Annotated in this window: 18 protein-coding genes; 15 read left to right on the top strand and 3 right to left on the bottom strand. The window is 27.7% G+C overall.

Annotated features, from left to right (window positions below):
- The first annotated feature begins 375 nt into the window (after positions 1 to 375).
- A complete protein-coding gene (locus HCG70_RS15135) occupies positions 376 to 678 on the top strand; it encodes a hypothetical protein (RefSeq protein ID WP_055291901.1) in 303 nt (100 codons plus the stop codon).
- A 207-nt stretch (positions 679 to 885) separates the two neighbouring features.
- Here HCG70_RS15135 and HCG70_RS15130 read toward each other — a convergent pair whose 3' ends face one another.
- The gene (locus tag HCG70_RS15130) at positions 886 to 2,679 is read right to left on the bottom strand and encodes an ABC transporter ATP-binding protein (RefSeq protein WP_221697953.1); all 1,794 of its coding nucleotides are present in this window, start codon (positions 2,677 to 2,679) and stop codon (positions 886 to 888) included.
- A gap of 365 nt (positions 2,680 to 3,044) precedes the next feature.
- Between HCG70_RS15130 and HCG70_RS15125 the strand changes: the two genes are divergently transcribed.
- Positions 3,045 to 5,279, top strand: a complete 2,235-nt coding sequence (locus tag HCG70_RS15125; protein ID WP_221697952.1) for an EAL domain-containing protein — start codon at positions 3,045 to 3,047, stop codon at positions 5,277 to 5,279.
- Between the two features lie 243 nt (positions 5,280 to 5,522).
- On the opposite strand, the gene HCG70_RS15120 is transcribed toward HCG70_RS15125, so the two are convergent.
- Together HCG70_RS15120 and HCG70_RS15115 are read right to left on the bottom strand one after the other, a co-directional pair.
- Positions 5,523 to 5,690 carry a hypothetical protein gene (locus tag HCG70_RS15120; protein WP_156327845.1) on the bottom strand — a complete coding sequence of 56 codons (168 nt, stop codon included), beginning with the start codon at positions 5,688 to 5,690 and terminating at the stop codon, positions 5,523 to 5,525.
- Positions 5,691 to 5,741: 51 nt separating this feature from the next.
- Positions 5,742 to 5,915: a hypothetical protein gene (locus HCG70_RS15115; RefSeq protein ID WP_242833267.1), complete on the bottom strand. Its 174-nt coding sequence runs from the start codon at positions 5,913 to 5,915 to the stop codon at positions 5,742 to 5,744.
- Between the two features lie 424 nt (positions 5,916 to 6,339).
- On the opposite strand from HCG70_RS15115, the gene HCG70_RS15110 reads away from it, so the two are divergent.
- The 13 genes from HCG70_RS15110 to HCG70_RS15050 all read left to right on the top strand — a co-directional run bounded on the left by HCG70_RS15110 (position 6,340) and on the right by HCG70_RS15050 (position 23,323).
- Entirely contained in the window at positions 6,340 to 7,275 is a 936-nt protein-coding gene (locus tag HCG70_RS15110) for a type I phosphomannose isomerase catalytic subunit (protein ID WP_195952730.1), read from the top strand.
- 200 nt (positions 7,276 to 7,475) lie between these two features.
- The gene (locus tag HCG70_RS15105; RefSeq protein ID WP_055277396.1) at positions 7,476 to 8,075 is read left to right on the top strand and encodes an AAA family ATPase; all 600 of its coding nucleotides are present in this window, start codon (positions 7,476 to 7,478) and stop codon (positions 8,073 to 8,075) included.
- 610 nt (positions 8,076 to 8,685) lie between these two features.
- Positions 8,686 to 9,129 (top strand): MarR family winged helix-turn-helix transcriptional regulator, encoded by a 444-nt coding sequence (locus HCG70_RS15100; RefSeq protein ID WP_042400980.1) that lies wholly within the window; start codon positions 8,686 to 8,688, stop codon positions 9,127 to 9,129.
- Positions 9,130 to 9,328: 199 nt separating this feature from the next.
- Positions 9,329 to 11,062, top strand: coding sequence for an ABC transporter ATP-binding protein (locus HCG70_RS15095; protein WP_221697951.1), 1,734 nt, complete (start codon positions 9,329 to 9,331; stop codon positions 11,060 to 11,062).
- A 13-nt stretch (positions 11,063 to 11,075) separates the two neighbouring features.
- On the top strand, positions 11,076 to 13,109 hold the full coding sequence (locus HCG70_RS15090) for an ABC transporter ATP-binding protein (protein ID WP_221697954.1): 2,034 nt from the start codon (positions 11,076 to 11,078) through the stop codon (positions 13,107 to 13,109).
- A 229-nt stretch (positions 13,110 to 13,338) separates the two neighbouring features.
- Entirely contained in the window at positions 13,339 to 14,268 is a 930-nt protein-coding gene (locus HCG70_RS15085; RefSeq protein ID WP_042400987.1) for a hypothetical protein, read from the top strand.
- Positions 14,269 to 15,098: 830 nt separating this feature from the next.
- Positions 15,099 to 20,069, top strand: coding sequence for a type VII secretion protein EssC (gene essC, locus HCG70_RS15080; protein WP_221697950.1), 4,971 nt, complete (start codon positions 15,099 to 15,101; stop codon positions 20,067 to 20,069).
- A gap of 2 nt (positions 20,070 to 20,071) precedes the next feature.
- Positions 20,072 to 20,323, top strand: coding sequence for a hypothetical protein (locus tag HCG70_RS15075; RefSeq protein WP_042400990.1), 252 nt, complete (start codon positions 20,072 to 20,074; stop codon positions 20,321 to 20,323).
- Positions 20,324 to 20,416: 93 nt separating this feature from the next.
- Positions 20,417 to 20,719: a WXG100 family type VII secretion target gene (locus HCG70_RS15070; RefSeq protein ID WP_042400992.1), complete on the top strand. Its 303-nt coding sequence runs from the start codon at positions 20,417 to 20,419 to the stop codon at positions 20,717 to 20,719.
- Positions 20,720 to 20,734: 15 nt separating this feature from the next.
- Positions 20,735 to 21,037, top strand: a complete 303-nt coding sequence (locus HCG70_RS15065) for a pore-forming ESAT-6 family protein (RefSeq protein WP_042400994.1) — start codon at positions 20,735 to 20,737, stop codon at positions 21,035 to 21,037.
- Positions 21,038 to 21,061: 24 nt separating this feature from the next.
- Positions 21,062 to 21,313 (top strand): DUF4176 domain-containing protein, encoded by a 252-nt coding sequence (locus HCG70_RS15060; protein WP_082423918.1) that lies wholly within the window; start codon positions 21,062 to 21,064, stop codon positions 21,311 to 21,313.
- A gap of 472 nt (positions 21,314 to 21,785) precedes the next feature.
- Entirely contained in the window at positions 21,786 to 22,064 is a 279-nt protein-coding gene (locus HCG70_RS15055) for a hypothetical protein (RefSeq protein ID WP_221697949.1), read from the top strand.
- The gene (locus HCG70_RS15050; RefSeq protein ID WP_221697948.1) at positions 22,058 to 23,323 is read left to right on the top strand and encodes a hypothetical protein; all 1,266 of its coding nucleotides are present in this window, start codon (positions 22,058 to 22,060) and stop codon (positions 23,321 to 23,323) included. Before HCG70_RS15055 ends, HCG70_RS15050 begins: the two co-directional genes overlap by 7 nt.
- Positions 23,324 to 23,579 lie beyond the last annotated feature (256 nt).

Genomic DNA, 23,579 nt, shown 5'->3' with positions numbered 1-23,579 from the left:
TACCATAAATCCTAGGCTTATAGAGTCTGGGATTTATTTTTTTTTTGCAAAAGGGGCCTCGCACTAATTATTTAGTGAGACAGCCCCTTTTTATTAACAATAAAATAATAGTAGTAATCAGACATAAAAATTAGAAAACATAAGTATAATTTCATTAATATTAAAAGCTTTTATAAACAAAAATAAAGAATATTTAACATAATCTTATATATCTTGCGAAGATATTTGTAAGATATGTAATTTAGGGGTAGAATATTAATATACATAAAATATATGTTTTAGAAATATTATCAAATTTTTAAAAGTAACTTTAAACGTTTACTCAATAGATTTGATAATATAATTTTATTTTTAGGGTGAAAAGGAGAGAATTTTATGAAGAAGGAATGGATTAATCCAAAATGTAAAAAATTAGACGTTAAACAAACAAGTGCTTTAAGCTCTATTCAAGTGCCAGGAAATTCTACGTGCATGTTAGGACTTACTACATGGCCATCTGGCATGTTAGGGCCTACATGGAATAGTGGAGAAATAGAATGGCAATGCTCATCTATGGGGCAAGGTGCAGGGGTAAATGACCATTTACCTGATGGAGATATAAACAAAACACCTAGATGTCCATATATAGCAGCAAATAATAAAACATGTTTAGCAGGACAAGGAGTACAAAATTCATAGCTATATTAAAAGAGATAATTTATTAAAAAAATAAAAATTAGTAAAAAATTTCGATTTAATTGTGAAGTTGGTTTAATATTAGATTAGCTTTAAATAATTAATTATATAATTAAGTTATTATTTATACATTAAAAGAAATTTTAAATTAAAAGTAAAAACCCAGATGTCTAATAAAAATAATCTTTATTAGACATCTGGGTAAGTTTTTTATACTAATTCATTTGCAACTTCTAAAATACTTTCTCTACTAACTTGTCTTAAATGACCCTTTTCAAGCTTCATAATTCTATTACAAATATTAAGAGCTGACGGCCTGTGAGTTATGATGATACAAGTTGGCTTACTAGGTAAAGCACGTACAGCCTTAAGGACATTAACTTCAGTTTCAGGATCAAGGGAAGCAGTAGCTTCATCAAGAATTAATATAGGCCTTACTCTTAAGAAAGATCTAGCAATTGCAATTCTTTGGGCTTGTCCTTCGGATATACCTACGCCTTTTTCACCAATCATAGTATCAAGTCCATCTTCAAGTTCATTAACAAAATCAATGGCACAAGCACTAGTTAATGCGGTTATAATTTCATCATCAGTAGCGTCAGGCTTACCATAAAGAAGATTACTTCTAATACTTCCAGAAAATAATGTATTACCTTGAGGTACATAAGAAATAAGATTTCTGAAGTTCCTATTCATATCCTTAACTAGATCATCCTCACTAAGGAGTACATTACCTTTAGTTGGGTTTATTAAAGATAAAATCAACCTAATCATAGTTGTTTTACCTTCACCAGATGGACCAACAAAAGCAAGTGTTTCACCAGATTTAATAGTTAAATTGATATCATTTAAAATATAATTGTCATCCTTATATGCAAAATAAACATTATCAAATATAATGTCAGGTCTATTAAAGAGGCATGCAGCTTTATTAATGATATTATCTAATTTAATACTATCTAAAGCAACTTCTTTACTTGCAATATCATCAAGTTCCTTTTCATTGGCCATTTTTTCAACTGGAATAGCCTCTATTTCCATAAGTCTTTCTGCAGCAGCTATAGTAGAAATAAGACCAGGAATCATACTTGCTAAAGATGAAAATGGAGATTGCACTTTGCTATATAATTGAAGCATTCCTGTAAAGGTACCATAAGTAGATACCCCACTAGCTATGTTTAAAACACCCCATGTGAATATTGTAAAGTAAGCTAGAGATGAGCAAAAACTCATTGAAAGTGAAGTCATAACAGAAAGCTTAGTATTTCTCATTGCAATTCTATATTTATTATCTTGAATCTCAACAAGTCTGTGCATATTTATTTTTTCCATACAGAAAGTTTTAACAATCATTATATTTTGTATTGATTCTTGCATAAAAGATCTATATTTAACATCTTCTTCTTGAGCTTCTTTATATAAATCTTTAAGCTTTTTACTGAAAAATCTTCCTACTATAACTAAGAAAGGTCCGATGAATACTGCAACAAAGGCTATTGAAGGTGCCCATGTTATAAGAGTATAAAAGGATCCTACCAATGTAACAGTTAATGAAACAAGGCTTGGAATAGTTCCAAGAATAGCAGAACTAATATTGCTTACATCTGAAGTGACTCTTGTTAATAAGCTTACTGAGTGAAATTTACTTTGTTCAAGCCAGTCACTACACTGAATATGTTGATATATTTTTCTTTGAATATTTTGAGTAAGCTTTGTTGAGGAATGTGTGCTCATAAAAGATGTTACTGGTGATGATAGCATGCTAATTAATGTAATAACAAGCATTATAATTAGCCATTTTATAGTTTGATCTGAATCACCACTAATTGCTGAATCTATTAATGATTTTGAGACTGTAACGTTATATATTCCAAGTAAAGAAAAAATAACATTTACTATTATTGAAAATATTAAAAATGGGATAGCTGGTTTAGCATATTTGGCCATCCATTTTATCTTTATCCAAAGCTCTTTTGTTGGTTTTAACTTTTTTATGTTTTCCATGAGTTCCCCTTTCAATCTTATGTTAAGATGTAAATATTGCTTTATTGATATTTTAACATTTAAGTAAAAAACTTACAACAAACTAAATTAAAATAGTAAAAGTTAAAGAGAAATAAAAGGTATGAAATATAAAAATGAAGATATATAAATTTTCAAATAAAAATTACTTGATTATGGAAATAAAATTGAAAAAAATATGTAAAATTGTAGTATTATATGTTATTATATAATTAAATAGTTAGGGTGCAAATAATAGTTAATGAGGTGAAAAATTGATCTTTACAAAAAGGATGAATTTCAAATTGGTAGCAATAGGATTCATATTTATAACGCTATTAATATTTATTAATGGAGTTTTAATGAATTTGGGGCTAAAAAAGAGTATAGAAGTTACTTGTACTGCTCATTATGAAGCGGTAGATAAAGAAATTCGCTCTGATATTGAGTTACTAAAACAAGTTGTTGGCAAGCTTGCAACTAGTGATAAGATAGTTGAAATTCTAGAAGATAATAGAACAGTTAGTGACATAAGTGTTGAAGAAAAAAAACAAGTTATTAGTGAGTTAGAAAATTTCCAATCATATTTAGAAAATTTTACATTTCTACATACCATAAATATAGTTAGCAAACCAAGTAAATACATATTTAGAAATCAAGGATTTAATAGTGACTATGATATAATGGAAAGATCATGGATGAAAGATGAGTATTTAGATAATAAACAGGATAGCATTATTACAGATATTCATAATGATATTTATACTGGGAAAAAGTCTTTTTCAATAGTAAATTTTATTTATTCTCCAAATGATGGTGAATTTTTAGGCGCAGCTATTTTAGATGTATATCTTGATGATTTAATTAATAGTTTGGAATCAGATTTCTATATGGGGGACCTTAATACATATATTCAATTAGATGATAATACATATTATAGTAAAAATGGAATCATAAAAGAAATAGATAATAGTAGTAGCAGTCATGTGAAGAAACTATATAATCCAATTGGCAATGAAAGTGATATTTATTTTCAATTTAATAAAAAATCTATTGCCTATTATAAAGAAATGAAAAGGATTAATGGAATTAGAATTATAATCTTTTCTTTTGCTGGATTTATATTTGTACTAGCTTTAATTCGTATGATTAAGGTAGCATTTAGACCAGTTATTAAATCTTTAGATAAATTAAAGGTGTTATTAAGTAATTTAGATAAAAATAATATTGATTTAGAAAATATTGATGAGTTTAAACAATTAGAGCTTATTTCAAATTCTTTAAGTAAGTCTTTTGATAAGAAAATTCAAACTTTAATTTATTATGATGAATTGACTAAATTGCCAAACAGGAAAATGTTACATTTATTATGCAGTGAAATGATTAAGTGTAATTCTGAATTTGCACTTATATTTATTGATTTGAATAGGTTTAAATATATCAATGATGTTTTTGGACATAGTGCTGGTGATGAATTATTAATTAGTTTTAGTGATAGATTACAAAAAGTTTTAGACGAAAAAGGAATTGTAACGAGATATTCTGGGGATGAATTTATTATTATTTATCATTCTTATGAAGGAAATGAAGAGCTTCAGAAGTTTTATAATGAAAAGTTACTTGCAGAATTCAATGAACCTATAGAGTTTAATAATACTAAAATAATAGTTGAATTTTCTGCAGGAGTTGCTGTTTATCCAAAGGATGCAGAAACATTTAATGATTTAATTGATAAAAGTGATTTTATGATGTATTCTGCAAAGGAGAATTTCAAAAATCAAAAGCTTGTATTCTTTAATGATGATATGTATAGTAATATAATTAAGATTGAAAATATTAAGGAACAGCTTAAAAGTGCAGTTGATAATCATGAGTTTGTTTTATATTATCAACCTATAGTAAATGAAGATAAGATAGTTAAAAAGGTTGAAGCACTTATTAGATGGAACAATAAAGAACTTGGATTTGTTTCGCCAATGGATTTTATACCTTATGCAGAGGAATCAGGAGAAATTGTTAAGATAGGTTATTGGATAATAGAAGAAGTATTTAAGAATTTAAATGAATTTAAAAATGGCCAAGAGAATATTCAAATTAGTATAAATGTATCTCCGATTCAGCTTATGGAATTTTATTTTGCCGAAAATGTTAAGGAGATTGCAAATAAGTATAATGTTGATTTATCACAAATTTGCTTTGAAATTACTGAATCTGTAGTTTTAGAAGAAAATATTATTGTTTATGATAATATACATTTACTTGATAATTTTGGAGCTAAGCTTGCTCTTGATGATTTTGGAACTGGTTATGCATCTTTCAGTTATTTAAAGAAGTATAATTTAAATATTCTTAAAATTGATAAGATATTTATTGATGGTGGAAAAAATATTGATTATAAGATAGTTAATAATATAAAAAATATTGCTCATTTATTAGATATGAAAACTGTAATTGAAGGTGTTGAAACTGAAGAACAGTTTAATACTTTAAGTGAAATAGGATGCGATTATTTCCAAGGATACTATTTCTCTAAGCCAGTACCTTTAGATGAATTAAAGAAAGCCTTAAGTTGTGATAGGACTGGAACCGGTGACAATTTCTAAGTGATAAGATTAAAAGGCCTGGAAAATAAGAAGTGGCATATGAGAAACTTAGCAAGTGGCAGGCTTAGGATGGGGATTTTGGCTAACTAAATTTAAAATTTAGAGTATTAAAAATGAAACTCATTATCCTAAAGCCCAGGAGTAAGTTCTACTGACTAAATCGAAGATTTAGAGTATCACTTAAAAAAGCAGGTACAAAATAGTAAGATTATTTTGTACCTGCTTTTCACTTTGAGGTGCTAACTAAAACAAAGAGTTTTGTTTGCCGTTTTGTTGTTGAATAGTTTCTTTGCTCTTATTATTCAAGCTTCCAAGAGGACTGTTAAAACTATTTAGAGGATTAGGAAGTTCGGTATTGCTAGAAGGTGTAATCCCTCTAATTCTTTTTTTCTTATCATTAGTTTTAGCCATGACATATCTCCTTTAATTAATACCTAGCTTAAATGGCAAGTAGTTTATAAGTTAGATATCAGAATCGTCGTAAAGATCGCCAATATAGTCAAATTCGCTATAAGCGATATTATTAACTACAATTGGATCAGCTTCAGATTTTGAAGTATCTGTATCCGATTTTATTGACGAATTATTTACTAATGATTCGCTGGCAGGATCATAATAACTTCTTACGTGTGGCAAATAAACGTTAGACTTATCCTTCAAGATTATCCCTCCTCGAATTTTATTTGGATAAGGTTTAGTTTATCTGATGGCTAGCTTATGTAACACTTCCACCTGTTGAGTTGGAAGATAACAACAGTTAGCCATTAGATAATGAATTCTAACTTCAAGATGAAGTTTTAACTCCATCTTAAGATAAGAATTCAGTTTATATTTTCGATAGCCTAAGAAAATATATTCCTAACCATATTAGTATTATTTGATGGACAGGTAATAAATATACTTGGATATATGAGGAAAAGGTTAGCAAATAAAATCTGAAAAATAGTCACTTAATAATAAATAAATATAATTGTTTTTATTATAGCTATAGGATAAAATAGGAATGAATTTAAAATAAAATGTTTACAGTGGAATTTTGATATAAAAGGAGAGTAAAGTGATGTATCCAATAAGATTTGAGAACCTTTATTATGATAAAATATGGGGCGGAAGAGATTTAGAAGAATTTAGAACAAATTTACCACAAGGTGATATTGGTGAGAGCTGGGATATTGCTTGTCATCCAAATGGAACAGGAATAGTTGCAAATGGTGAATTAAAAGGAAAGTCATTTACTGAAATAATTGAAGAATTTGGTCATTCATTAGTTGGTACTAAGGTTAGCACAGAAAAATTCCCTTTATTAGTTAAGTTAATTAACTCAAGAGAAAAACTTTCTGTACAAGTACACCCAGGTGATGAATATGCGAAGAGAGTTGAAAATGAATTTGGTAAAACTGAAGCTTGGTATGTTGTTGCAGCTAAGCCAGGAGCTAAATTAATCGTTGGGACAAAAAACTGTGATAAAGCTGTATTTGCTAAAGCAATTGAAGAAGGAAAGTGTGAAGATTACTTAAATGTTGTTGATGTTAAAAAAGGTGATTGTTTCTTAATTAATAGTGGACTAGTTCATGCTATTTGTGAAGGATTAATAATTGCTGAAATTCAACAAAATTCAGATGTAACATATAGAGTTTATGATTATGGAAGACCAAGAGAAATTCATGTTGAAAAATCTCTTGATGTAATTAACTTTGATTTAGAAGCAGCAAATTTATCTAATAACGAAGTTGTTAAATTTGATGGATTCTCAAAGGTTGATTTTTGTGAAAATAAGTATTTTGGAATGAAGAAAATCAATGTTGAAAGTGAATGGGCTGATTGTAGCAATGAAGAAAAGTTCTTCATTTTGACATGTGTTGAAGGTAATGGAACTATCGAAGGTGAAGGTTTCTCAGAAGAAATCAAAATGGGAGATAGTTATTTAATTCCAGCTAATTTAGGAAAGTATGTTGTAAAAGGAAATGTTGAAGTAATTAAAAGTTACCCAATGTAATTTTTATAAGTCCACTAAATGAAAACACAATTTATAAAATTACCTACATATAAATTATAGAATAGTATAATATATATGTAGGGATATCATAAAATAGCAAAAATTGTCGTTGAAAAATATAATAGTTATGGTATAATTAAATTTCTCAAGGATACGAATAAAAAAATGAAATTTTATATAAATATTTGGAGGAATTGCCGATGCCAGTAAGAATTGCTATACTAGGTGGACCAAGATGTGGAAAAACAACATTAATTCAACAATTATACGTAGATTTAAAAATCAGAGATATAAATGTAGGAGTTGCTACAGAATATAGTACTGATTATTTAAGAGATAAGGGAATGATTGAATCAATTTCAGAACAATATGGAATTTACTTAGGTCAATTACATTTAGAAAAGAGCTTAGATTCACATGATTATGCAATAACTGACTATGCTACTTTTGTACCTTACATATACGGAAGATTAATGCTTGGAGATAAAACGAGAACTAAGAAAGAAATTGAAATCTTAAATGATTTATATAGCTTAGCAATCAGAGATCTACCACAATATGATCACATTTTCTTTGTACCAAGAGAATTTGGTTACAAGAAAGATGGAGTTAGATGGCAAGATGAAGAAGTTGCACAAATGGTGGACAAGGCTATCTTAGGATTCTTAGATGCTGAAAATGTTAAGTATTCAGTAATTAAGGGATCAACTAAGGAAAGATCTGAACAAATTATGAAAATTGTTGGAATCAACAAGGAAATTGTACAACCTGTTAAGGTTAAGGAAGTTGTAGAAAAGTAATTTTATTAAACGAATATATTTTTAAAATTAATGATAATTTTAAAATGTTAAAAGGTGGGGAAATCTATATTTTTATAGATTTTAACCGCCTTTTTTTATTTTTTAGAAAATTATAAAAAGTCAGAATCTACGGATAACCTTGTGACGTCAGTAAAACTAATATCCTACGAAATAAATTTTTTATGCTTTAGGAATTTATAAGGTAGTTTTTTATTTTATTATTATAATTTTATATATAGTATTATCTAGCATATGAGTCTGTTATATCAAAATGTTGTTAACAACATTTTGATATAACAGACTCATATAGTTTTTTACTAAATATAATAATAAGTAAATATGGAATATAGAATTTGGGTTAAATATAAGAACTATAGCATAAAAAAGAAATAGATTTTAATTTCAGTTATAAGTGTTAGAAAGTGATTTATATGTGAGTAAGTGTAGAAAAGTATTATATTTCTTTGAAAATGAAAAAATGATAGTAGTAATCAATTACATTGTAATGAGTAAGCTTATTTGCAATCTTTTTATATGTTTTAATAGCTTGACTATAAAAAATAGCAATGATAGAATACATAGTATGCTATGTATTGAGGAGGATAAAAAAATGCATAACTTTGATCCTAAAGAACATATTGGATTAATGATTAAATTTCTAAATGGGAAAATTAGTAATAAAATTAATAAAAACCTTGCGGAATTCAATTTAACAGGAGTACAACATGAGATTATATGTTTTATAGATAGAAACGAAAGTCAAAGAGATGTATTTCAAAAGGATATTGAAAAGTGTTTGAAATTAACGAATCCTACTGTAACAGGCATAGTAAAACGACTAGAAGAAAAAGAAATGATAGCAAGGGTTCCAAGTGAACAAGATGCTAGATATAAATGTCTTCATGTAACTGAAAAAGGAAAAGAAGTTATATGTAAAAGCTTTAAGTTTGGTGCAAACAATATTGAAAAGCAACTATCTAAAGGAATGACTGATGAAGAAGTAAAAATGTTTAAAGATTTATTATATAGAGCATTAAAGAATATGGAGGAGTAAAATCCTCTTATTTTTAAGTGTATATATAGCTAACTATGTATTGTTAAATTATTGATAATGTTTAGAAATAGCTATATTTTCAAATGTTAATAACATCAATGCGGATTTTAAGTTAATGTAATAAAAAAGTTATCGCATAACAAATCGGCAGATAGTGTTTATATAAAAATTAAAAAATTATTATAAAGAGGTGAAATATATGATTAAAAAATTAGCTCCTTATATGAAAAAATATAAGACACCATTAATATTAGGTGTTTTATGTGCAGCATTAGAAGCTACTTTTGAATTATTAATCCCATTAGTAATGGCACAAATAGTAGACGTTGGGATTTCTACTGGGGATACAGGATATACAATAAAAATGGGATTATTAATGCTTTTAATGGCAGCTATTTCTTTAAGTTTTGGTATTGGATTATCAAAATTTTCAGCTATAGCAGGACAAGGATTTGGTGCAGAACTTAGACAAGCTGAGTATGAAAAAATACAAACTTATTCTTTCAAGAATATTGAAAAGTTCAGTACTGCATCTTTAATTACAAGATTGACTACTGATATTACAATGATACAAAATTCATTAACAATGGGTATTAAGCTCTTAGTTAGAGCGCCTATGATGCTTATTGTTGCATGTATTTTATCTGTTGCAATTAGTCCACAACTAGCAATGATTTTCTTAGTATCTATGCCAGTTCTTATAATTTCAATTGGATTAATCATCAAAAATGTTAAGCCAAGATTTGAAGCTATGCAAAAGAAGATTGATAACTTAAATACTACTGTACAAGAAAATCTAATTGGGATTAGAGTTGTTAAATCTTTTGTAAGACGTAATAAGGAAAAAGATAAATTTAAGAAGAGTAATGATGAATTATTACAAGCTTCTGAAGGTGCTTTTGGTATAGTTGTTTTAAACATGCCAATTATGCAAGCTGTTGTATTTGCTAGTATTATAGGTATTCTTTGGTTTGGTGGAAATATGGTTCATGCAGGAACATTAACTGTAGGTAAGCTTACAAGCTTCATGACTTATTCTTTCCAAATACTAATGTCTCTTATGATGCTTTCTATGGTTCTTATGATGCTTTCAAGATCAGTTGCATCTGCAACACGTATTATTGAAGTTTTAGAAGAAGAATCAGATATTAAGGATCCAGCTTCACCTATAACTGAAGTTAAGAGTGGAGAAATTGAATTTAGAAATGTTAACTTTAAGTATGAAGATGATAGTGATGAAAACAACTTAGAAGGAATTAACATTAAGATTAAATCTGGTGAAACAGTTGGTATTATTGGTAGCACAGGTTCAGGTAAGACGAGCTTAGTTCAACTTATTCCAAGACTTTATGATGCAACTGAAGGTGAGGTTTATGTTGGTGGAGTTAATGTTAAAGACTACCATATTGAAACTTTAAGAAATGAAGTTGCAATGGTTCTTCAAAAGAATACATTATTCTCTGGAACTATTAAAGAAAACCTTATGTGGGGTAATGAAAATGCTACAGATGCTGAAATTGAAGCTGCAGCAACATCTGCATGTGCTGATGAATTTATTAATATACTTCCAGGAAAATATGATATGCACTTAGAACAAGGTGGAGTTAATGTATCTGGTGGACAAAAACAAAGACTTTGTATAGCTAGAGCAATATTAAAGCAACCTAAGGTATTAATCTTAGATGATAGTACAAGTGCTGTTGATACTGCTACTGATGCAAAGATTAGAGCGGCATTTGCTAATGATTTAAAAGATACAACAAAGATTATAATTGCTCAAAGAGTTAACTCAGTTGCTACTGCAGATAAGATTATCGTTATGGATGATGGTAAGATAAGTGCAATTGGTACTCATGAAGAGTTAATGGAAAATAGTGAAATTTATAAGGATGTATACAAATCTCAACAGGAAGGGGTGGGTTTACGTGAGTAAGAATAAGAATGAAATGCCAAGACAAGAAAGCAATAATTCTCAAGGGCAAGGATCACACGGTGCACCTGGAAAAGGTGGCAAAAAACCAGGACCTCAAAAGCCTAAGAATATAGGAAAAACAATAAAAACTTTAATGCATTATGTTGGAAGATATAAAGCATTATTAGCTTTAGTTATAATATTAATAGTTATAAATTCATTTGCAATGGTTGCAGGATCATATTTCTTAAAGCCATTAGTAAATAATTATATATTACCAGGTGATTTTACTGGACTAGCTAAGATGTTAGCACTACTAGGAACTATATTTGGAATTGGTGCCCTTGCCTCTTATGGATATTCAAGAATTATGGTTCATATAGGTCAGAACACTATTAGTAATATAAGAACAGATTTATTTAATAAGATGCAAGAATTACCTATTAAGTACTTTGATAGAAATACTCATGGTGACTTAATGAGTTTATATACTAATGATATAGATAATATTGGTGAAGCTTTAAATAATAGTTTAACAAATATTTTAGCTTCAGGACTTACATTCATTGGAACAATAGTAATGATGGCTGTTTTAAGTCCAGTGTTAATACTAATAACAATAACATTCTTAGCTGTAATGATATTTGTTATAAGTAAAGTTGGTGCTAAGAGTAAATATTACTTTGGATTACAACAAAAGAATATTGGTAAATTAAATGGTTACGTTGAAGAAATGATAGAAGGACAAAAAGTTATTAAAGTATTCTGTCATGAAGAAGAAGCAATTGAAGATTTCAAGAAGCATAATGAAGAGTTAAGAGTTGCTTCAACTGGAGCTCAAACATTTGGTGGATACATGATGCCAATGCTAGGTAATCTTTCTCACATGAATTATGCTGTAACTTGTTGTATTGGTGGTTTAATGACAATAGCAGGTGGTTTTGATATTGGGTCATTAGTGTCATATTTACAATATACAAAACAAGTTTCAAATCCGATAGCACAAGTATCTCAACAAGTAAATATGATATTAGCAGCCCTTGCTGGTGCTGAAAGAATATTTACAGCTTTAGATGAAGAAGTTGAAGTTGATGATGGTAAGGTTACTTTAACTAGAGTTGAAGTTAAAGAAGATGGAACTTTAGTTGAAACTGAAAAATATACAGGACACTGGGCTTGGAAGGTTCCAGCTTCAGTTGTTGCTAAGATGAATAACAGTGAATATGGTGAATCAGCATTAGAAATGGCTGCAACAGTTTCTGGTGTTAATGATATATCAGATTCAAGATTAGAAACAGCAGTGGAATTAACTGATGAACCTATATTAAGAGAGCTTACTGGTGATGTTAGATTCAAGAATGTAGTATTTAGATATAATGAAGAAAAAACTGTATTAAAAGATATAAGTTTATTTGCTAAGCCAGGTCAAAAAATTGCATTTGTTGGTTCAACTGGTGCAGGTAAAACAACAATTACTAACTTAATAAATAGATTCTATGAAATCAATTCAGGAACAATAACTTATGATGGAATTGATATTAAGGATATTAAGAAGGACGATTTAAGAAGATCACTTGGAATAGTTCTTCAAGATACGCATCTATTTACTGGAACAATTGCTGATAATATCAGATATGGTAATTTATATGCAACTGATGAAGAAGTTAAAGCAGCTGCTAAGCTTGCAAATGCTCATACATTCATTAAGCATTTACCACATGGATATGATACAGTAATTACTGGTGATGGTGAAGGATTATCACAAGGACAAAGACAGTTACTTGCTATTGCCAGAGCTGCAATTGCTAATCCTCCAGTTTTAATAATGGATGAAGCGACAAGTTCAATCGATACTAGAACAGAAAAACTTATTGCAGAAGGTATGGATAAGCTTATGGAAGGAAGAACTGTTTTCGTAATTGCTCATAGACTTTCTACTATTAAGAATTCTAAAGCAATCATGGTTCTTGAACATGGTGAAATAATTGAAAGAGGAGACCACGATTCTTTATTAGAACAAGGTGGAAGATACTATCAATTATATACAGGAAAAGCTGAATTAGATTAGATAAAGATAAGTGCCACTATGATTAACTAGAGATTTAGATTAATCATAGTGGTGTTTTTATTTCTAGCTTTATTTATCAATAAAAAATTATACAAGTTTATTTAATAGAGAATTCTAAGATTACGTATTAAATAAATTATAATTTTGGAATTATATAAAAAGTAAAAATTTATAATGATTATGTTTATTAAGAGAAATAGAAGGTAATAATCACAAATGGTGATGAATTATGTATGAGAGATATAAAATCTTAATAAAAAATGCTCCGGAAAGTGTAACAAATATAAATTCCAAATTTAATGTTATTAAGGGGAACGAAAACAATAATAAAAAATGTCCTTATTGTGATAGTAATAAGATTATCAAGTTTGGATTTTATAAGGGAATCCAAAGATATAAATGCAATAACGATGAATGTGGAAGAACATTTAGTGGTGATAGTAATAATCCATTTAGATGTTCTAAAAAGTTTAAGGATAACTGGGAAGAATATTTCAATCTTATTACTAAGGGGCTATCTTTAAGAGAGTGTGCAAAGAAAATGAATATAACTATAGTGACATCTTTTTTCTGGAGACATAGATTTTTAAATGATTTAAAAGAACGAAATTACATTGCAAAGATTGGTTCATATGTTGAGCTAACAAAGATGGTTACACTTGAAAATTTTAAGGGGGATAGAAAATATCATGGTGAGAAAAGAGATAAAATTATAGTTATAAATGCATTAAATAATTATAATGATGTTCTTCCTATAATTGCTGGAAGATCTTTTTTTGGATTTTATGAAATAAGAGATAATCTCATACCTAGATTAGATAAGCATGCTTATGTAGTTGGATATACAGATTCTAGACTTAAATTATTTTCTAAAGCGTTTAATGAAATTAATAAGAGAAAGTTGGATAATGAAAATATTTCAAGGATGGATATTATGTACTCTATTAAAGTTAAAAAATGGCTTAGCAAATTTAAAGGGGTAGCCAGTAAGTATTTAGATCATTATTTGAGTTGGAGAGTTTTTGAATATAAAAATAATAGTGAAGATAGAAAAGATAGTTTTTTTATAAAAACGTCTAACATTGATATTAATATAAAAGCAGAAATTAATACATATTCATCATGGAATAACATAAAAGCAAAGGTTATATCGGTATAATTATAATTTAGAAATGCGTTATTTATAATGATATATTTAAAGAATATACATGTAGTTATAAAATATTGGATTAATTCCAAAAATAAGAACAATATTAACAAATATGGGATTAAATATGTGGATAAAAATAACATTGGTGTGGATAAATTTTGAAAAATATAAGAGAATAGTATAAAATTTTAATAATCCACATATAGAAATGATTTTGTGTGAATTGTTTTCTAGTGCCTGTGGATAATTTTTCGATTTAAACTATTATTATTTTAATAATAGTTTATTTGTGGTATGTTATTCTTAAAAACTATTTTATAGGGACGAGTCATTATTATACAATCCATAGATTATCTAGTCAATAGTATAATGATTAATTAGTATAGAGGTCTGTTATATCAAAATGTTGTTAACAACATTTTGATATAACAGACCCCTATGTGAGTAAATGTATTATAGCTAACCTTGCTTAATAAATATTATAATTAATAAATTATAACGTAATGTATATAAATGAAATAAGTTATTTTAACAACTTAACTATTAAATTAAAATATATAAAGTTAAAATCCTTTAAAAATTAAAATTATTATCATATAGAGCTATTTTGAAATTGATAAAGTTTTTTATATCAATTTTTAAAATAGCTTTTAACTTTATTACATAAAAAATAATTCAAATTTAATATATAAGAGTTTTTAATCAATATTATTCCTAAAAAACTTTATTTATTGTAATTTTTTCTAATAAGCCTATTATATTTTCTTAAAAAATTAATATTAAAGGTCATTTTTTAGGATGAATGCAAATATAGATTATAAAAAAGGGGGGGAATGAGTTTGCTAGTAACTTTAATTGATAATAATAAAAGCTTTGATTATGTACTTCCTAAAAAAGTGGCTGGAAAATACATAATAAATACTAAAGATGATGAGGAGAAATTAAAGCCACTAATTATTGTTGAAGAAGAAGAGGGAAAATGGGTTTTAAAGTCAAATAAAAATGCATTCTTAAAAGATAATCAAGATAATTTATTAGTAAAAATAAAATTACAGCCATCAAACATATATAAAATATTCAAAAAAGATTCTACATTTGCTTCTTTAATTGCCTTAGATGAGTGTGATGAAACTCATAGATTTAAATCATATAAAGTAAATACAGATATAATAAAAATAGGAACATCTAAAGAATCTAATATACTTTTTAGAAGCAAATTAGTTTCTGAAAATCACTGCTATATAAAATATAGTAAAAATTATAGTGAAGCAGTAATTATAGATAATAGCAGTGATAACGGGGTCTATGTAAATGGAGAAAAGCTGACGGAGAAAAGGCTTTTAATAGGCGATGTAGTTTATATAATGGGATTAAAAATAATATATAACGGAAATATATTATCAATTAATAATCCTAATAATTCTGTTACTATTGATGAAATAGATTTTACTTTAATTAAAAGACCTGTAACAAAAAATATGGCTGAAGACATATTAGATGAAATTGAAGAGGAAGTTATAGAAGAGGATATATTTTTTAGGTCACCAAGATTTAAAAATGACATAAAGAAAAGAGAGTTCAAGATAGATTCACCACCACCATCAGAAAAGGTTGAAGATGTACCAGTAATGTATATGTTAGGACCAGCTATTACTATGGGAATGGCAAGTCTTATTACAAGTATAGTTTCAGTTCAAAATGTTATAAGCAATGATGGAGATATTAAAGAGGCTTTACCTATGATTTTAATGTCTTTTAGTATGATAATTGGTACAGTTTTATGGCCAGTTTTGACAAAGAGACATGAAAAGAAGAAGAATTTAAGTAAAGAAAAAATAAGGGAAGAAAAATATAAAAAATATATAGAAAAAATAAGAAATGATATTCAAGAAGAAGCTGAGAAGCAAAGGAGAATATTATATGCTAACAATATTTCAATTTATGAATGCATCGAAATGATATCAAATAGAGACATAAATATTTGGGAAAGAATAATTGAGCATAATGATTTTGCTAAAGTGAGACTTGGAGTAGGAAACATACCATTGGAAGCAGATTTTAAATATCAAGAAAAGAAGTTTTCATTACAAGATGATAAATTACAAGATGAATTATATAGATTAATTGATGAACCTAAAATTCTGCAATCAGTACCAATTACAATATCATTACTTGAGGAAAAGGCAAGTGGAATAATTGGAGATAGAGAAAGTGCAAAGTTTTTTATTAAATCATTAATATTTCAATTAGCAACACTTCAAGGTTATGATCAGTTAAAATTTATATTTTTGTATGATGAAGAAGAGGAAACGGATTGGGCATTTGCAAGGTGGCTTCCACATTCATGGAATGAAGATAAGAGTATTAGATTTATATGTACAAACATAAAGGATGTAAAGGAAATATCGCTTAGTATAGAAAAATTAATAATCCAAAGAAAGACGAGTAATTCTCATGGAAAAGAGAAGATAATACCTCATTATATTATATTTTCTATGAGTAAAGGTTTAGAAATAAGAGCTGAATTTATTAAATCAATATTAGAGGAAAATGAAAATTTAGGATTTAGTATAGTTAGTTTATATGATGAAATAAGAAGTTTACCTAAGGAATGTTCTACAGTTATAGAGGTTACGGATACAGTAGCTCAAATATATGATAAAGATGACATTACGGGAAAATATATAGAATTTAACATGGAGATTGATAGGGATTCGGATTATGAGAAGTTAGCAAAGGAATTATCTAATATTAATCTTAATGAAGAAAAAAACAAAAATACATTGCCAGAAGTGATAACATTCTTAGAGATGTTTAAGGTGGGGAAAATAGAACATCTCAATATATTAGAAAGATGGCAGGAAAATGATCCTACTAAAACAATTGAAACTGAAGTTGGAGTGGACACTATGGGAGAAGTGTTTAAATTAGATTTACATGAAAAGTTTCATGGACCACATGGGTTAATTGCTGGAATGACTGGGTCTGGTAAAAGTGAATTTATAATGACATTTATACTTTCTTTAGCAATTAACTATCATCCAGATGAGGTTGCATTTATTTTAATTGATTATAAAGGTGGAGGGATGGCAAATGCTTTTACAAACTTGCCACATATTTCTGGAACAATAACAAATTTGGATGGAGCAGCAGTTAAGCGTTCATTAATATCTATAGAAAGTGAATTAAAGAGGAGGCAATCTATATTTTATAAAGCAAGTAAGCAAACTCAAATAAGTAATATTGATATATATAAGTATCAAAAATTATATAGAGAAGGTAAGGTTAATGAACCGTTATCACATTTATTTATTATATCTGATGAATTTGCAGAGCTTAAAGTTCAACAGCCTGAATTTATGGAGCAACTTATAAGTGCAGCCAGAATAGGTAGAAGTTTAGGAGTTCATTTAATTCTTGCAACACAAAAACCAGCAGGTGTTGTTGATGATCAAATTTGGAGTAATTCTAGATTTAGAGTTTGTTTAAAGGTTCAAGAAAAAGCGGATAGTATGGATGTAATAAAAAGGCCAGATGCTGCTGAGATAGCTGAAACAGGTAGATTCTACTTGCAAGTAGGTTTTAATGAATTATTTGAAATGGGACAATCAGCGTGGTCAGGAGCTCCATATTATCCAACTAATAAATTTGAAGCTGATAAAAATGAAAATATAACTGTTATAGATAATATAGGAAGAGTATTAAGAAGTACAAAGATAGATAAAAAAGCAAAATCTATCAAAAATCCTCCAAAGCAAATAGACGAAATAGTAAAATATATTATCAAAATTGCAGATGAAGAAAATATAAAAGCAAGACCAATATGGCTTGAACCAATAAAATCGGTAATTTATTTAGATGACATAAAAAATAAATACAACATTAAAGATATTAAGTATAAGTTTAATCCTGTAGTTGGAGGGTATGATGATCCTGTAACACAATCTCAATATGCAATGACAATACCTATTTGTAAAGATGGTAATGTAATTATTTATGGAGCTTCAGGTAGTGGTAAAACTACATTTATTACAACTATTATTTATTCGTTACTTGAGGGACATAGCCCTGAAGAGATTAATATTTATATTTTAGATTTTGGATCTGAAATATTAAGAGTATTTGAAAAAGCACCTCATGTTGGAGAAGTTTTATTATCTTACGAAAATGAAAAGATAAATAATTTATTCAAAATATTATATTCAGAAATAGAAAAAAGAAAGAAATTATTTGTTGAATTTGGTGGAGATTATAATTCATATATAAAAAATAGTGGCAGTACTATAGAAGCATTATTAATAATTATAAATAATATTACAGCATTTATTGAAGCCTATGAAGAGTTATCAGACAAGTTAGCTTATTTAATAAGAGAATGTACAAAGTATGGAATTTATTTTGTTACAACTGTACCAAATATAAATGGAATAAGATATAAATTAGCTGAAAATTTTAAATACGTATATTCACTACAACTTAATGATAATAGTGAATATGTATCGATACTTGGGCAAACTGATGGCGTTATTCCAGCAAAATATAAGGGAAGAGGTATATTTAAAGTTGATAATGTATATGAATTCCAAATAGCACTTCCTTTTAAAGATTTAGATAATACATTTGAATTAATAAGAAGATATTGCAATAAATATAGCAAGGAATGGAATGGTAAAGTAGCAAAGAAGATTCCTGTATTACCTAAAAAAGTTGATTTAATATTCTTTAAAGATGAAATAGCAAGAAATCAAGTAAATCAAGTAAATCAATTTAATAAGGTTCCAATTGGAATAGAAAAGAGTACATTAAAAACTTTATATTATGATTTTGATAAAGAATTTATAACGGTAGTTTTATCACAAGATCAAAGTAAAAATAGCTTTGCTCAAGGTTTAGCAGAAGTTATGTCAAATTGCATAGATTGTAGATATAAAGAAGGAGAAGAAGCTATAAATGAAATAATGCCAAGTAACAGTAATGTAATAATAGCAAACAGCAATGATAAGGTAACATTAGAGATGAATGGTGTAGAGATAAATGATGCAGATGATAGTATAAAGATTGGATATAAACCTATAGAAAAAGATTCAATAATTGTAAATAAAGCAGAAGAAATTATAAAGAAGCAATATGAATCTATAGAGAAAGATGAAGTAATAGTGATAGATGCAATTAATTCTTTTATTGATGATGATAATAAGAAATATAGATATATTAATGATTCTTCTCAATTTGAAGATATAGCAGTTGAATTATTTAACACATTAGTAGAGAGACATAAAGCTATTAAAAATTCAAAGGAATGTAGAAATAATAAACTAAAAGAGGATGTAAGTAATAAAATAAAAGAGAATGTAAGTAAGAGGGTAAAAGAATATGAAAGTAATAAGGTGAAAAGAGAGAGTCTTAATAGACAAGAGGAAGTCAGCATTAAAGCTTTAAAGTATAAAAATATAAAATGTATAATCAATTCATTTAGTGAATTTTATAAATATCTATCAGCAGATGGAAAAGATAAAGTTAATGTATTTATGTTAAATGGTAAGGTGGAATATAATATAAACTTTATCATAATTGAAGATATTAATAATTTAAATTCATTTGTATATGAAGAGTGGTTTAGTAAGCATGTTTCATTAAATAATGGAATTTGGATAGGAAATGGTATTTCAGAACAATATCATTTAAAACTCAATAAGATTTCTAAAGAAATGTATTCAGATATTGGAGATGACTTTGGTTATGTAATAAATGATAGCAAGGCTAAGTTAACTAAGCTACTTACAAGTATTAATAATATACAGGGGGAATAGTTATGGATAAAGTTCTAATAGATATATTTTTACCTGCTATTAATAGAAGTTTTGAAGTTTATATACCATTGGATTCAAAGTTTTATGAGATAACACCCTTAGTTTCTAAAATGCTAAGTGAATTATCTAACGGATTATTTATTTCAGGTGATGATTCAATTTTATATGAAAGAAAAACCGGAAATATATTAAATATAAATATGTCAGCTAGGCAGTTAAATATTAAGAATGGGGACAATTTAATGTTGTTATAAGATACAGTTAATAATGATATCTAATATCATTAATTAATAGGTTTAATGATATTAATATATATAAATCTTATAGATATGAAGGGGTGGCTATATATGGCAAAAATTATGGTTGATCCAACTAAATTAGAATTAGTTGCAAGTAAGATAGAAGAGCAAGCATCTGATTATTCAAAGTTATATCAACAACTATTTACAGAGGTGGAAGCAATGGGGAAAGCATGGCAAGGGGCAGATAATATTGCTTATACAACTCAAATTGAAGGATTTAGAGAGGATTTAAATAAAATCAAGCAGGTATTAGATGAATATTCTTCTTTTTTAAGACAAAGTGCAAAAGTATATAAGAGTACCCAAGATGAAGTAATAAGTAAAGCAAAAACTTTAACAAATAAATAAAGAGAGGTTATTAAAATGGCTATAGAAGGAATTAGTATTAGTTTAGAACAAGTTTTGGAAACAGCAAGAAATATAAAATCATTAAATACTCAAATAGTAACAAGGTTAAATGAAATAAAGAGGGAAATGAATTCATTAGAGTCTAGTTGGCAGAGTGAGAGTTCAACTACAATAAGGGCAAATTTTAATAAATTAGAAGCTAAGTTTGAAAATTATAAGAATATAATAGATTCTTATGGAACATTTTTAGAAAATACTGTTGAAGCTTACTCAACAACTGAATCAAGTATTAATAATAATGCAAGTGCATTTGAGTAATAATTAGAAATGAGGGGATGTTTGGTGGATAAATATTTGCCTATTGGCTCAGTAGTTTTATTGAAAAATGGAAGAAAGAAAATAATGATTTATGGTAGAAAGCAAATGCATGTTGAAACTGGTGAAGAGTGGGACTATTTAGCTTGTTTATATCCAGAAGGGAACATAAATGAAGAGTTTATGTATTTATTTAATCATGATCAAATAGATAAAGTTTATTACTTAGGATATGAAGATGAAGAAGAAAAAAGATTTGTTGAAGAAAATTTAAGTTAATTCAATTTGAAAAATTTTAATTTAAATTAAGAGATTTAAGTTAAGTAATAAAAGTAAATAATCTAAAAAATAAATTAGGCTAAAAATTTAAATTAAAAGATTAAAAAGACTAATCTATAAGCTTAAAAGTAGTTAAAATAGTAGCTAAGTTAAAAGTTTAAAAGAAACAATTAAAGCAATAAATAAAGCAGATAGTAAAAATGAGCAACTAAAGTAAGTAATTAAATAAGAAGTAATAAATAAAGTAATAAGCAATAAGTAATAAGGCGAGTAGTGTTAATAAGGGGCAATTATATAAAAAATAAATGTAGAAATTTCTACACTAAAAGTTTAATAAGGTAATTTGGGTGTAAGCATTGTTAAATTAGTATCTAATACAATATTTATATGAATACTTAGAGGGAAGGTTTTATATAAGTAAGTTCAAATATTTTAATTAGCTACTAATGTTTAATTGGGGTGATTGTTTATAATGTTTGATAATATAAGAAATATAAACAATGGAAGAAAAGTTTCAGAATTGGGAAATGAAATTAAAGGGATAGGAATTAAATGTGAAAGAGTAACGGATATTATACCTAGCAAGTACAGAAGTATAGAAACTTCAGCCATAATAAGAGAAATATATAGTATAAGAGAAGAACTTAATAGTATAGGAAATGAACTTGAAAGTTTAGGCGAAATTATTGTTAGTATTTCAAAAGAACTAGAAAATAATTCGTTTGATAAAAATGGTGGATGTAGTTGGTAGGAAATGATATGGATATATTAATAGATACAAATAGTATTAGGGCTAAAGCAAATGAATTAGAAAGGCTCATGAAAGAGCTAGATAGAAAAAATGATAGTTTAGATAAAATAAAAAAACAACTTGATTATGAGGTAAAGTGTAAAAGTAATATATCAAACTCCATAAGTAACATTAAAATGAGAATATCAATAGTTGAAGATAGAATAGGTAAAATTAATTACTTATTGTTATTTGTTGCAACCAGTTACGAAAATGCAGAAAGATCACTGACAAAGTTAACTAAGGAATTTGAGAGAAATTTAAAATCATTAGGATTTTTGTTTGTATCAGTTTATGGTAAAAGTGAAAACAGTATAGATAAAAATAAAAAAAATAAAAAAGATGAAAAATGGTATACAAGTAAATGGTTTAAGATAGCTGTAGGTGGAGCTGTTGTTGTTGGAGCAGCTGTTGCAGTAGTAGTCACTGGAGGTTCAGCAATGGCGATTGGAGCTGCTGTAGGAGCGGGGGCTATGGGAACTGCAAAGGGAATAATTAGTGGTATTAAAAGTGAAAAAGATGGAAAAGACTTTATGGATGGATTTGCAGATGGCTTCATGAAAGGAGCAATTTCAGGAGCAATAACAGGTGCCTTTATTGGAAAAGGAGTAGGAACAACCTTAGCCAAAAGAGCAGCTCAAAAAGCAGCTTCAAATACTGCGGCAGAAATGGCCGCAGAAGTAGGAACAGAAACAACAGTAAAAACCGCTGCCGGTAGTATTTCAAAAATTAAGCCTGCATTTAAGAAAAAGATAATTGATTCAGGTAAAAATGTTTTAAAAGATTCAATTAAATCTGGAGCGGAGGAAGCGCTTAAAAGTGATGATAGTGGTTTAGAAGTTGCAGATGATTTTCTTAAAGGAGCAGGAAAAGGAGCCAAGAATTCAACATCAAAATTAGTTAAGGATGTATTAAAGGGGAAGGCTGGCAATAATGAAGCCACAGATATTTTAATAGACGGTGGAGCAGCTGTAGTTGAAGAGGAAATTGATTCTATTATAAAAGGTGAAAAGCTAACAGCAGGTGAAGCGTTGGAGGCTTTTGAAAATGGTATTAATGATTCTGCAAAGGGAAAATTTAAAAAAAGTATTTTTGGTGAATCTATAGATAAGAAGGGGGAGATAATTGTAGATTTATCGTTTAATGAGGAAAATACTAAGATTATTGATGGCATATCAGAAAGGATAAATAAAATGAACAATAAGGATTCAAATAGTTGAAATAGTGGTGGATCATGAGAATGAAGTGAATAAAGTTGTAAGGTTTACTTCATTAAACATAAAAGGGACATGATATTTTGAGTCATGTCCTTTTTTATGTTTAATTATATAAGTTTAGATGTACTATAAAGGATAGTAGATAGCCTTAGCGAGAAAGAGGATATATTTATTTCCCTAAATCAGAGGATGTAGTAAGATTTGTGGAAAAACAAATCTACTACATCCTTTTTTGTATTTTAAAGTGGTAGATTTGGAA

The organism is Clostridium sp. K04 (genome assembly GCF_019734375.1).
GTDB lineage: Bacteria > Bacillota > Clostridia > Clostridiales > Clostridiaceae > Clostridium > Clostridium saudiense.
Note: the sequence above shows the minus strand (reverse complement) of the source record. Positions and strands in the feature narration are given on the sequence as shown.

Excerpts from the sequence above, each read along its gene's own strand:
- HCG70_RS15135 (WP_055291901.1), top strand. The coding sequence starts at position 376 with ATGAAGAAGGAATGGATTAATCCAAAATGTAAAAAATTAGACGTTAAA.
- HCG70_RS15130 (WP_221697953.1), bottom strand. The coding sequence starts at position 2,679 with ATGGAAAACATAAAAAAGTTAAAACCAACAAAAGAGCTTTGGATAAAG.
- HCG70_RS15120 (WP_156327845.1), bottom strand. The coding sequence starts at position 5,690 with ATGGCTAAAACTAATGATAAGAAAAAAAGAATTAGAGGGATTACACCT.
- HCG70_RS15110 (WP_195952730.1), top strand. The coding sequence starts at position 6,340 with ATGTATCCAATAAGATTTGAGAACCTTTATTATGATAAAATATGGGGC.
- HCG70_RS15105 (WP_055277396.1), top strand. The coding sequence starts at position 7,476 with ATGCCAGTAAGAATTGCTATACTAGGTGGACCAAGATGTGGAAAAACA.
- HCG70_RS15100 (WP_042400980.1), top strand. The coding sequence starts at position 8,686 with ATGCATAACTTTGATCCTAAAGAACATATTGGATTAATGATTAAATTT.
- HCG70_RS15095 (WP_221697951.1), top strand. The coding sequence starts at position 9,329 with ATGATTAAAAAATTAGCTCCTTATATGAAAAAATATAAGACACCATTA.
- HCG70_RS15090 (WP_221697954.1), top strand. The coding sequence starts at position 11,076 with ATGCCAAGACAAGAAAGCAATAATTCTCAAGGGCAAGGATCACACGGT.
- HCG70_RS15085 (WP_042400987.1), top strand. The coding sequence starts at position 13,339 with ATGTATGAGAGATATAAAATCTTAATAAAAAATGCTCCGGAAAGTGTA.
- HCG70_RS15075 (WP_042400990.1), top strand. The coding sequence starts at position 20,072 with ATGGATAAAGTTCTAATAGATATATTTTTACCTGCTATTAATAGAAGT.
- HCG70_RS15070 (WP_042400992.1), top strand. The coding sequence starts at position 20,417 with ATGGCAAAAATTATGGTTGATCCAACTAAATTAGAATTAGTTGCAAGT.
- HCG70_RS15065 (WP_042400994.1), top strand. The coding sequence starts at position 20,735 with ATGGCTATAGAAGGAATTAGTATTAGTTTAGAACAAGTTTTGGAAACA.
- HCG70_RS15055 (WP_221697949.1), top strand. The coding sequence starts at position 21,786 with ATGTTTGATAATATAAGAAATATAAACAATGGAAGAAAAGTTTCAGAA.